This window comes from Paenibacillus mobilis (assembly GCF_058267595.1).
The window spans coordinates 239,200-251,583 of record NZ_JBZCMS010000007.1 but is presented as its reverse complement, the minus strand read 5'-3'; the positions used below and the strand labels follow the sequence as shown (position 1 = coordinate 251,583).

At 48.6% G+C, this 12,384-nt stretch carries 6 protein-coding genes; all 6 read right to left on the bottom strand.

Going from position 1 to position 12,384, the window contains the following annotated elements; genetic code table 11:
- Positions 1–4: 4 nt before the first annotated feature.
- On the bottom strand, positions 5–2,698 hold the full coding sequence (locus AC3ZPD_RS15025) for a stalk domain-containing protein (protein ID WP_490985088.1): 2,694 nt from the start codon (positions 2,696–2,698) through the stop codon (positions 5–7).
- A 269-nt stretch (positions 2,699–2,967) separates the two neighbouring features.
- Positions 2,968–6,978, bottom strand: coding sequence for a SwmB domain-containing protein (locus AC3ZPD_RS15020; protein ID WP_490985087.1), 4,011 nt, complete (start codon positions 6,976–6,978; stop codon positions 2,968–2,970).
- 270 nt (positions 6,979–7,248) lie between these two features.
- The gene (gene metK / locus AC3ZPD_RS15015; protein ID WP_490985086.1) at positions 7,249–8,451 is read right to left on the bottom strand and encodes a methionine adenosyltransferase; all 1,203 of its coding nucleotides are present in this window, start codon (positions 8,449–8,451) and stop codon (positions 7,249–7,251) included.
- 221 nt (positions 8,452–8,672) lie between these two features.
- The gene (locus tag AC3ZPD_RS15010) at positions 8,673–8,951 is read right to left on the bottom strand and encodes an alpha/beta-type small acid-soluble spore protein (protein WP_490985085.1); all 279 of its coding nucleotides are present in this window, start codon (positions 8,949–8,951) and stop codon (positions 8,673–8,675) included.
- Between the two features lie 143 nt (positions 8,952–9,094).
- Positions 9,095–9,631, bottom strand: coding sequence for a hypothetical protein (locus tag AC3ZPD_RS15005; protein WP_490985084.1), 537 nt, complete (start codon positions 9,629–9,631; stop codon positions 9,095–9,097).
- Positions 9,632–9,725: 94 nt separating this feature from the next.
- Positions 9,726–12,275: a hypothetical protein gene (locus tag AC3ZPD_RS15000; RefSeq protein WP_490985083.1), complete on the bottom strand. Its 2,550-nt coding sequence runs from the start codon at positions 12,273–12,275 to the stop codon at positions 9,726–9,728.
- Positions 12,276–12,384: the final 109 nt, after the last annotated feature.

Below are 12,384 nucleotides of genomic sequence, written 5' to 3'. Positions count from 1 at the left end.
CATATCATGATTCCAGGGTAATAAGCTTCGTTTTCTGTTCCCATTTTACAGAGATGCCTAGACGCTCCGACACCAATCTCAGAGGGACTAAAGTCCTACCGTTAACGATCAAAGGCGTCACCTCGGCGGCCTGGCGGCTGCCATTCAAAACATAGTCTTTGCGGCCTACGAACAAATCGATCAGCGCGCTGCCGCGAAGCACCGTAATCCGCTTATCGGCGGCCGTCCATCCCGCGCTTCCTCCAAAGGAGTCCACTACGTAGCGGATCGGCACGTAAGTTGTCCCGTCCTTAACGACCGGTGCGGCGTCAAAGGCTTTTTTCTGTCCGTTAAGGAAATATGCTTTCTGTCCTACGGTCATCGTCATTTGGGCATCCGGATACAAATCGTCTCCGCCAGAAGGTACCGTAAATTTGATATTATCGAGCGAAACGCTGCCGGTCATCGCACGTTCATCCTGGCCGTCCTCCAGATTCACCAGGTAAATCCGTTTCAGCTTGGCGCCGGAAGCCAGTCCAAATGAGCTTAAGTCGATGTTGATATTCTTCCAGCCGCTCCAATCTACCTTCTTCGCCAGGTCGACGTAGGCGGTTTTACCGTTGTTGTCGATTTCGGCCCGGAGCCAGTTCAGGCTGGAATCGCCCAGCACATCGATCGACATCGCCGACGCTCCGTTCGGAATTGCACGCCCGCTTGTTCCGTTAAACTGGGCATAAGCGAACCGGCTGCCGGTTCCCGCCGTCATGTCGTAGTTCAGCTGCAGCACTTTTCCGTGGCTGTCCCCGCTGCTTACGACCTGCGCCTGCCCCGTTACCTGTGCAGGGCTGCCTGTAAACCCGATGCTGTAGGCGAGGTTCTCAAAATCCTCCCACGACTGGCTTCCCGCCGCGCTGAACGTAATGACGGAACTGAAGCCGTCATAGCGGGCAATCGCGTAAGCCACTTTAGCGCCGGGATCAACCGAGCTGATCGTCAAGACCCCTCCGCCGACGCTCGCTTTCATGCCTTTGAACTCCCACTTCAAAGCACTGGCCGGCACGTCGACCGTACTGCCGCTCGTCAGCTTTGCCGTCGGTGTAATCGTAACCTGAGCGCCGGCCTGCAGCGGTCCGCTTTGCGCACCCAGGCTCAGGCTGCTAAGGCTGTCCGCGCCGAGAACCGTAACCTTCGTGCTGGCGGAAGCCTGGCCGCTCACGGCCGTCAATTGGGCCGTTCCCGGCAGCACCGCCTTAAATGCGCTGCCGGTCCATACCACGTTGCCGTTGCTGGATTTCCAGGCCGGACTAATGGTGGATGTATCTATCGGGTTATAATAAGTGTCATAACCTTTCAGCGAATAATTGGCTTCCTGGCCGATCAGCAGCGTTTGTGTGCCGCTCACGGTCAACCCTTTCAGCGTACCTTGCGGTGCGGTCGTATAAACGCCGACGCCGTTGGCCACCTGCCGCTGCGTGGTTCCTCCGTTTGACGTCGTAAACGTCAAAGCTGCGGCCGTTTCGCCGAGCGGGCGGGAAACCAGGGTCGTTGAACCGCCTCCATCCAGGTCGAGACCCTTCCAGACTCCGATGCTGGTCATAAAGCTCTGCAGCTCGGTTAATTTCATGCCGCTGCTGTTATCATTTTCCTCAACGGTAATCAGATAAGCATATTTGCCGTCCTTGGAGTACCCGATGGCGGTACGTGCCACCGCGCTGCCTCCGCTGACTCCCGTAATGGAACGGGTGAACGAGGAGGCTTTTCCCTGATCCACAAGCAGCGTATGCCCGCTGACGAGCATTTCCAGATTGGACGGATCCACCCATTTGTTGCCCGCAACCGTGCGCAGTTCATAATTGGAGGTAATCGCCTGGCCTACCTGCAAATGCGTAGTTACATAAGTCGCCGCCGTCCCATGCGCCCGCAAAATATAACCGTCAGCCGGAACCGGCCCCGGAATGGCTGCACCCGGCGAAATCTGCTGGATCACTCCATTCTGCACCAGCACTTCCGTCGGCGTGGTTGAAGAATCCTTCGGCCGGTCGGTAGACGCCCAGGCGCTCGTATAAATGTACATGGCGTTGACATGGCTGTAGCCGTTGTCCGGTTCGGTTCTATAAGATTCTTTGTTCATGCCGGTAAGCGGGAAGGTGGACCCGTCCGCAGCCTTCACGCTGCCTTCAAACGTAAAACTGTCGATGGCCGGGACGCGATTTTTATCAAGATAAAAAGCATACATCCCCTTCAGCTCATTCGGACTGGTTACGAGCGTTCCTTCGGAAACCGAGGCTCCCATCGCAACCCCTTGGCCGGAAGTGTTAAAAACATCCCCGTTCACCCCGGCCACCGCGCCGGTCTCCTTGACCATGCCGCTTACGGACTGGCGGGTTGTGACCTGGCCGTTCTTGCCGGTCATAGTATCCAGCTTCACGTAAGGGTTCGATAAATCAATCTGGACCACATCCGCCAAAACCTTAACCGCTTTCCCGGACCGGGTTACGGTGTATTGGTATTTCTGAAGCTTGGCACCCGACGTAATAATATCTTCCGACAGCTTAACCGCTTGGCTGGAAGCGGCATAGATCTTAGATGTATTTCCCCAAAAAGGCGTTGCCCCCAAAACGGGCTGCACCCAAATCAATCCGGCCAATGAAAGGACTACCCATTTCCTGCCGGCTTTTCCCCAAACCAACTTCGGCTTTGCATCGTGTTGTTCTACCATTTTTGAAGCGACTCTCCCATCTATTCCCCAGTCTATTTACGGCTTTTTCCCCTCAAACTACCAAGTCAGGAATACTTCCTCTAGATTAATAGACTACAAAATGACAAAAAAGTTACGAAATCTAGTGAAATTTATGTTAAGGGAAAATCTTGAAATGGGAAAATAAAACAAAAAAAGAGCCACTCTTTCCCCGCGAGGATAAGAGTGGCTCATGTAATTTGATCTTTTCTGCCTTGATTTTCTTCGATAGGAAACCTGTGTTTTACAGGTTACTGCAAATAACCCAGATTATCCAGAACCCGTTTAAGCATGACGGCAGCCTCTGCGCGGGTGGCCGTTCCTTTCGGATTAAAGGTTCCCGCGCTTGTCCCCTGAATAATGCCTGCAGATACCGCTTTAGCTACCGTACTTGGATCCGCTATAGACTTGCTGTCTTTGAATTTTGACAATTGCTGGGCGGGCGTTCCGCTTATGGTTATGCTTTTTCCGGCAGCCGACATCGCTCTAACCATCATCAAGGCCATTTGTTCACGGGTGATATTACTGTTCGGTTTAAAAGCCGTACTTGTAACGCCCGTAACGATGCCCGCCTGAACGGCCGCTCCAATGTAAGGGGAAGCCGGTGATGAGCCGGATACGTCCGCGAATTGGCGGGCGCTGTTATTGTCCGGCGTCAGACCCAGCCCTTTAACGATAAAGCTGGCGAATTCAGCGCGTGTGATGTTCGCCTTTGGAAGGAACCCCGGGCCGTTGCGGGTATCCACAATCAGCTTGCTTCCCAGTTCATCAATATCGGACTTCGCCCAGTGATTATTAATGTCGCTGTAGTTCGTATATCCTTTGGCTGGACCTGCGATCAGATTGCCGCCGCTTATTTTGCCGCCGACAATCGTGCTTGAACCTGAATTGGTAATTTGGGTAGGCAAAAATGAAATCTGACGTGTAGTCTGATCAAACTTGTCCATGGATGTCTGTTCAGGCTGAGCCGTGCCGCTCATCCGGAACAAGAGGTTGCCCGGCATGGCAGCTGCCGTTTGCGCGGCCGTAGCAGTCGTGCTGATCGAATCAAACACTTCCACAGGGTCAACAACCGGCAAAACCGTTACCCCATTCATGCTTGTCACCACGTTCAGGTTATTTCTGGACTTTCTCTCCAATTGAATCCAAAGGTTCGCATTCGAAAAGCTGGACGCTTGGGATCGGGAAAGATCCGTAAAAGGAACCTTGTCGAGAGGGATCATATACAGCACATCGCCATAACGCACCCCAAACGAAGCATTGCTTTTTCTATTATAAGCCGCCATTAAGGTTCTGAGCGGTATGCCGACATACGCTGCTTTTTCTGTGCTCGGGACCTCAAATACCAGCTGCTTATCATCCGAAGATGGCTGCGTGGCGATAAAGTTGTAAGCGGCTTGCGTTTTACTGTCATCCAACAAATATTTTTTGACCGTTTGCCCCGCTCTTGATCCTCCCGTGGAGATACTTGCACTACCGGAATTTAATACGTAACCCTGCACTCCAAAATCAGCGGTAGCCAATCTGGTTAAATTGGAAGGTAAACCGGCATTAGAGCTGTCCGAAGACGTTGATGTCGCATTAGTGACAGGCAAACTGCTGAAGGACGCCAAGGCCGTTCCGTTCTGATAAACCTGAGGCGTGGTCCCCTTCATAAACGAGACTATTACCGTCTGCGTTTTCGAAACCGGCGCTGTCAGCGTTAAGGTAATAACACTTCCGTTCACCACAGCTTGGCTTAACTCCACCTGCGTTCCGTCTACCATGACTGAAAACATTCGGGTAGATAGAGTAGGAGAGCTATAGGTCAAATTGCTTGTAAATTGAATAGTCAAAGCATCGCCATTAATGGAAGCCGACTTTACCCCGTCTACGGTTATGCTGTAGCTGACAGGCTCCAAATTAATGGACACCGCCCGGTTCCCGTTAAGATCGGTTATTCCTGGAGATCCGGCCACATAGGAAACCGACACTCCTTGAGTATTCGTAAAAGAGGAAGCCAAAGTCAACTTAACCTGGTTATCCGCAATAGACACGGCTGTTACATAGATAGGGCTGTTATTGACCAACACGGAAAATTGGCTGTTCATAGGGATGTTGGTTGGACTAAGCGCCTCGTTATAAGTAAGGGTGACCTGTTTATCCGAGCCTGCTGCTCCCACAAAGACCGGAGGAACCGTATCGTTAGAATTGCGGACAAAATAATCCGAGAAACCGGAAATATTGGTTCCATTGTAATCCTGCAGCGGATAGCTGCCCGGCGAATAGGAGACCTTAACCACCGTTCCATTCCCGACCGTACTCGACAACGTTAAACTAAGAGACGTGCTGCCGTTAATCGTGATACCGGATACCCCTACACTGGAGCCGTCCTGCGTAACACTAAATTGGCTGTAGGCATAACCTGATACCGTCTTCAGGCTGTTCGGGAATTGAAGAACCAGCGTATTCCCCGATACGTAACCGTTCGTTGGTTTAAAGGTGATGGAATCGACGCCATTTGTCACACTTCTACTAGAAAAAGAAACTGCCTTATTGCCAGCCAGGTCCTGAATAGCCCTCACCGAACCCCCGTTATAGCTGATCGTTATAACCTGACCTACCGCAACACCCGTTTCAAGCGTTACGTATACGCTTCTCCCGCTGACATAAGCATTAGACAAGTTCCGGGATTCCCCATTTACACTGACCGAAAAACTGCTGGTAAGAAGGCCCGAACTGGAGTCCAGATCCTCATTGTATTGGAGCTGGATGACACTGTTCGAATACATCTGCGCACTTTGCACAATAGGCGCCGTCTGATCCGGAGACGTGGTGGAGAAGCTCCAGCTGGCAGCGCCGCTCAGAGTCGGGAAAGCCGCTCCTGTGCTGGCATCGAGAATCGAATTGGCGGCAATATCTACATAGTAGACTCCGCCTCTATCCAAGGCTTGCGAAGGCGTAATGGTCAGGGTGGTTCCGCTGATCGTCACCGTTCCCGCCGGAACCGCAGAGCTTCCCGACTTCCGCAGGGTTACCCCGTTTGTTCCGTTGGCGAAGCTGTTAGTGCTAGCTCCCCGAATACTTCTGTTAAAGGTAGCTCTGATCGTTGGGCTCCCACTTACGCCCGTGCTTTTATCCGCAGGACTTAGGCTGCTGATCGCAAGTGTCGTGGAGTTTACTGTTCCCGTTGTAAAGCTCCATGTATAATCTTGCGTCGGGAAGTGATTACCGTCCGTATCTTCAAAAGCACCCGCGGATATTAGAACGTTATAAGTTGTGTTCGACTGCAGAGAGGACGGCAAACTCAAATTGATTGTATTAGTGCCCCCGCCGCTGATCCCGTCAGAAGTGACCGGTTTGTTGAAAAGCTCTGTCCCGTTGTTAGACTGCCGTACCCTTACATTTCCGCGATCCGGATATACCGGACGACTAAACTTCAGCTGAATTTGGTTTGTGACAGGCTGATTCGTCGTTCCCGGCGGTGTAAAAGTTACAGGAGTTCCCGCAATATTAAAATACAACCCCTGTGCACTCGAAATACCTGCAAAAGGCAGATCATCCTCATTCTTAAACGTTCCCGGATCGATTAATACGTAGTATCTTTCACCAGCCGTCATGCTGCTTGTCCTAGGGACCGAAATCAAAACGGACGTTACTGAGGTACCCGGTTGATTGGTCAGCAAAACCTTCTGAGAGTCAGAAACCGGAAAAGAAATCACCACTTCATTCGTAGAGGCACGTTTAATATAAATATTACCGGTGCCTCTGTTCACGACCTGATCAAAAACCATGGTCCATTTTACGGTTGAGCTGTCTACTACAGGAGGATTTTCCAAACTTGCCGTAGGTACCGTGCTGTTTTGATGGACCGTTGTAAAAGTCCAATCAAAGGCAACGGACAAATTGTTGTCTTGATCGATAAAAGTTCCCGCCGGTACAGTCACATGATAATCCGTGGCATATTCCATGGTTTTATCACTAGGCAAAGAAATACTAACTTCCTCGGTGTAGCCGCCAACCGGTGAAGGCGTAACCGAAGCCTGTGTGTATTCGGTTTCCGGGCTGACCTGATTCACAACAATAGTCCCCTGATTGTTCTTAACTGGACGGTCAAATGTAATCACCAGGCTTTGGGTATCCACAGCAACGCCTTTCGCCCCCTGGGCCGGAGAAATCGTCTGGTAGCTAAATGATCCAGCTGCCGCATACCCTTTGTTCCCGATCCCCGCCATATTCAACATCAACACCAGAACAACCAGACAAATCAAAAATTTCTTCATTATGTATAATCCTCCTTGAAATTTCGCTGACCAGTCAACAGTCCCGTCCAAGCCCCCAAAGCCTGCCAATTCTTCTACTACGCAGACTCTTCATCATTTCCTTTAGATCCTCTTAAAAAAATCCATACTTATCCTTTTTTTCGGTTAAGAAGATCAAAAACTTTAGACATGGACCGTTTAAGGCGCAGCGAAAAAGAAAAACAGATATTCCCGTTGGAATATCTGTTTTTAAGAATACTTTTGAATTTAGTTGCTAGGATCGAATGAAAATTACAGTCCCGCCTGCTCCTTCAACAGCTCCGCCTTGTCCACGCGTTCCCAAGGCAAATCCAGATCCGTACGGCCGAAATGACCGTAAGCCGCCGTTTGGCGGTAAATCGGACGACGCAGATCCAGCATCGAGATAATACCGGCTGGACGCAGGTCGAAGTTTTTACGAACCAGCTCTACCAGCTTCTCTTCAGGCACTTTACCTGTGCCGTAAGTATCTACGTTAATGGATACAGGATTAGCCACGCCAATCGCGTAGGCCAGTTGAATCTCCACTTTGTCAGCGAGTCCTGCTGCAACCAGGTTTTTGGCTACATAACGCGCAGCATAAGCTGCGGAACGGTCCACTTTCGTAGGATCCTTACCAGAGAAGGCACCGCCGCCATGGCGGGCATAACCGCCGTAAGTATCTACGATAATTTTGCGGCCTGTCAGACCGGCATCCCCCTGCGGTCCGCCGATGACAAAGCGGCCGGTAGGATTAATGAAATATTTAGTCTCCCCATCCAGCAATTCCGCTGGTACAACAGGAAGGATGACATGTTTTTTAATATCCGATTGGATTTGCTCCAAAGTAACGTCTTCCGAATGCTGAGTAGAAACCACAACAGTATCTACACGTTTAGGAACTCCGTCTACATATTCGATAGTCACTTGCGTTTTTCCGTCTGGACGTAAGTATTCCAATGTACCGTCTTTACGCACTTCCGACAAACGGCGTGCAATACGATGGGATAAAGCAATAGGAAGAGGCATAAGTTCAGGAGTTTCATTAGTAGCAAAACCAAACATCAACCCTTGGTCGCCCGCGCCGATATTGGCTGTCTCTTCAGCAACCTTGGCAGGATCACGGTCTTCAAGAGCTGCATTCACGCCTTGGGCAATATCTGCCGATTGCTCGTTCAAAGACGTCAGCACAGCGCATGTATTGGAGTCAAAGCCGTATTTGGCCCGCGTATAGCCGATCTCCTTAATCGTGTTGCGCACGATGGATGGAATATCTACATACTCTGATTTGGTACTGATTTCGCCAATAACGAGAACAAGACCTGTCGCTACGGAAACTTCACAAGCAACACGGGCATTCGGGTCATTCTCCAAAAAAGCGTCAAGAACGGCATCAGAGATTTGGTCACAAATTTTATCCGGGTGTCCTTCAGTTACAGACTCGGAAGTAAAAAGGTGTCGACCTTTTATGGACATAAATGTTCAACCTCCCATTAAGGATAGTATGGCTGCTGCCTGACCATCCTACACAAAAAATGAACCTTTTCCGAATGGAAAAGGTTGTTATACAAGCCTTATGATTATTATCTTATTTAAAAACTCAACTGTCAATCAACAGCCTGCGGAAAAAAAGCCGGTTTTGACGAAACTCGCCGAGATCACGAGCCCTATTTTATTAAAGATTCTGATTAAAAAAGTTATAAAAGCGATCTTTTCTCCGCCATCGCCACCAGACGTTTGGTGATTTCGCCGCCTACAGAACCATTCTCACGCGAAGTCAGATGTCCCCAGTAACTGGATTGGGAAGAACCTTCTCCAGCAGCACCAAGTTCTCCGGCAAATTCTGTATCCCCAAAACCGCTGCCCGCGCCATATCCTACAGGCAAACCAAACTCGGCCGCAATTTCATACTTCATTTGTTTAATCGCATCTTTAGACTCCGGAATAAGCTTACGATTATTATTACTTCTCGCCATAAAAAACACCTCCAGATGATATTTGTTCCCCGTACGTGTATTATGCCGCCTGGCTTTAGACATACACGTATGAATCATTGTTAAACAGGGAAAAACATACCTGAAGGTGTTCATTTTGTTTTGATGCTTATATTCTTGAAAGCTTATTTCGTAATCGTATAGCCGCCTCTAACCATAACGGTCAAGCTGCTGGTCACGCCATCCTGCACCATAATTCCTCTTCCGTCTCTCGGAAAAGAAAGCAAATGGTTGTTGCCTACCGGCTTGCCATCCATAATATCCGTTCCGTCCGTCAGGTCGGCCACTCCGTTAGAGTCGGTGCTGTAAATGGCGGCTTTACCTACACGGACAATAAACTCTGCGCCGGCTTTCGCGATCAGCTTCTCACCCGGTTTAACGGTAACTACTTCAACAGCATCACTGTCAGTAGATGAACCTGATCCGCTTCCCGAAGCAGGAGAAGATGGTGTGGACGGCGATGACGGATTAGAAGCTGATTTCCCGTTCAAAGCCGCCTGAATCTGCTGGTCCACGTAACTCTTTGTTACCACAGGATCATCTGCCGTCCCCGGCTGGGAACTCGTTCCTGCACCTTCCGCATTTCTATTCAGAAGCGAACCGGCCCACAGGCCTCCGCCGATCAATACTACTGCAGCCGTAACTTTCCAAATTCTGTTCATAAATCCTCCTGATTACATCAATCTATCATTTCACGTTTTGATAGTTTAATGATAGGGGGTTTTTGGAAGAGTTACAACCCTGCAATAGACCTGATTAATTATTATTTCCGTTATAGAGGTAATAGTATCCTTGACTAGCAAGCGGAATTCTAGCGTCTTGGAATTCATCATAAACCGTTACCGTAAAGCTGCCGCCTTTAATTCCTTCATAAATGGAATTGCTGTTGCTGAAGCTAAAGGTGTTTCCGGAACCGACCTTCAAGTCCGTTTCCGGAGTTAACTCCTTCTCGAATACTTGGCCGAGGTTATCCTTAATTTCGAGTACATACTTATGGCCAAATTCGCCCATCACGTAAGCGTTGCTCTTACTCATATTGTAAGTGAATTCAACCTGAACATTTTGAGACCCGGTTAATGTCGCGGCTACATCTGTAATGCTTAAAGCATATGGATTGATAGCCATTCCAGTAAGCGTTGAATTGGTTCCAGGCTTGATCACGTTCAAAGCCATTTCGGCAGCATTAATGTAACCAGTTGACTCTCCTTTGAGTGGGGTCAATTTGTTATCCGCAATGCCTTCCCCTACTACAAGCTTCATATCCTGTGTAAAAATACCTTTTGGCAGCTTGGTCCAAAGCACAACCAATCCGCTTTGCTGGGAGGGTGCAGGAGTATCTACCTGTACAGCTTGGGCTTGATAGGTTTGTCCGGAGCTGGTTTCAAAATAACCTACCAGTTGAGAAAGGTCCAGCTGATGATTCTCCAGGTTTTTGACCTCGAGCTCAGTGTACATAATATCGTTATAAGAACCTGTATAGACGGTTGATCTTATTTCCTTCACTTCTTCTTCACGGCCTTGATTATCGATCTTATAGCTGTCGCCTTTATCAATGGCAGGCAGCTCCGGCATTTCGCCTAAATGGGTGAAGCGGAACCACTCGGATGAGCTTTCTCCGATTTTTTCCATTAGCGCAATCTGGAGCTGAGTCACGTCAAGACTGGAAGGAAGTTTGCTAACCACATAGAAGTTTGTGCTTTGATTAGCCCCAAGCAAACCAGAAGCCGCGGTGCTCACCAGTTTGACATCACTTGAAAGCTGGGCAGAATCCACGGTAAACTGTCCGGTCAAATCAGGAAGCGTAATCGTTTTGCCGGCACGGTTTGAAACAGTGATTTTGGCGCTTACCAGGTCTCCATCGCTCCAAGGAAGACGTTCGATAGAAGACAGGGTTACACCAACAAGACCGCTATTGGTTTGCATAACCTGCTCGGTTCCGAGCGTATTTTGCAATTGTGTCGCCTCCGGCAATTGGAAAATACCAACTGGATAATTAAAAGAGGCAGTAGAAGTTGATGTGCCGCCTGAACCACCACTTCCTCCCACATCGCTTGAGGAAACCTGAGGTGCATTTACAAACAGTTGAAGTCCATCCGTAACTAGTGCAGAATCCAAGTTAATGTTCAGTTTAATGCTTCGGCTCTCTTGCGGAGCAAGCGTTAAACTGTCCAAGGCCGTAGTAGAAATCGGAAGAGTATACCCGTTTGAAGTATGGAGTTCAAATCCGTATTTAGGAATCGTAACCGTTTGAGAACCTGAATTGCGGAGCAGGAACTGAATAGACAAATCGCTTTTTCCATAACTTTGATTTACCCAAGCCCCGGTTACGCTGGCAGCCAGCTTCCCGTTAGTTAAAGCGATGGCTTTCTCCGTATAAGGTTTAACAGCAATGGTCTCATTTTTGACGGACGAAAGCTGCATAGTTGCAATCGGCAGACTTGTTTTAGCCGTTTCGTCATCCTGGATGACTTGCAGCTCCAAATTTTTAAGGGAAACGGATTTAGGGATAGAAGCCATCAATTTTAAGGTTTGGTTATCCTGCGGTTGAATCGTGTAACCCGTACTGGATGTATCAGCAGTAAGCGGGTAATTGGATCCGCTGGCCGTTTTAATTACAAATTTCAGTTTCGGATCTTCTAATAATTTATAGCCGATATTTTGGACATTCAGATCCACACCAACATAGTTATAATTCCCGGAAAGAAAGGAAGTCAAATTGTTTACTTTTAATTTTACAGGCGCCTCATTGATCCGGATAGTCTTGGAGTAAGCCGCAGGAGTGGACAACAAATAACCGGCCGGAATCTTAAATTGCCCCAGCTTGCTTTCATAGTTCGGCTGACTAAAATCCCACTTTACAATATCAAAAATCAAGCTGGAAGGTGTAATATGCTTGGCCACTTGAACGTAATAAGTTAAAGTCACCGAAGAACCGGGTGCAACAGTTTTCTTCTCTTTATCCGCCGTAATTAAAGTCGGACTATAAGAAGTGCCGCTGACAGTTTTCACCTTAGTCCAGTAGTCAAGCAGACTTAGACTTTTGGTATCCCCATTCGTTACCGTCAAGGTATAAGTGATTAAATTGGAGTCGTCCTGAGAAAGAGTGTTGATATCGGTTAATCTTATGTAGCTCTTGGAAGTAAGTTTGACAGAGGGGAGATTGTTTATCGTATGTACAACTGTTGAGGACTTTGCCGTCGATGTCTTGGATGTCTGCGTACTAGTTGTTGCCGCCATCGCAGGGAGAGAAGCGCCAACTAAAAGAGTCATTCCTAGCGCTGTTGCCGTGATTTGAATCTTTTTCAAAGCTATGACCTCCTAATCTTTGATATAGTATTTAACGTTTGGCAGGGGAGAATGTTTCTTTAAATATTCCCATAAATGAAAAAAGTATAACCTTATAGTCATTAGACTA

Coding starts and splice junctions, on each gene's coding strand:
- AC3ZPD_RS15025 (WP_490985088.1), bottom strand. CDS start 2,698: ATGGTAGAACAACACGATGCAAAGCCGAAGTTGGTTTGGGGAAAAGCC.
- AC3ZPD_RS15020 (WP_490985087.1), bottom strand. CDS start 6,978: ATGAAGAAATTTTTGATTTGTCTGGTTGTTCTGGTGTTGATGTTGAAT.
- metK (WP_490985086.1), bottom strand. CDS start 8,451: ATGTCCATAAAAGGTCGACACCTTTTTACTTCCGAGTCTGTAACTGAA.
- AC3ZPD_RS15010 (WP_490985085.1), bottom strand. CDS start 8,951: ATGGCGAGAAGTAATAATAATCGTAAGCTTATTCCGGAGTCTAAAGAT.
- AC3ZPD_RS15005 (WP_490985084.1), bottom strand. CDS start 9,631: ATGAACAGAATTTGGAAAGTTACGGCTGCAGTAGTATTGATCGGCGGA.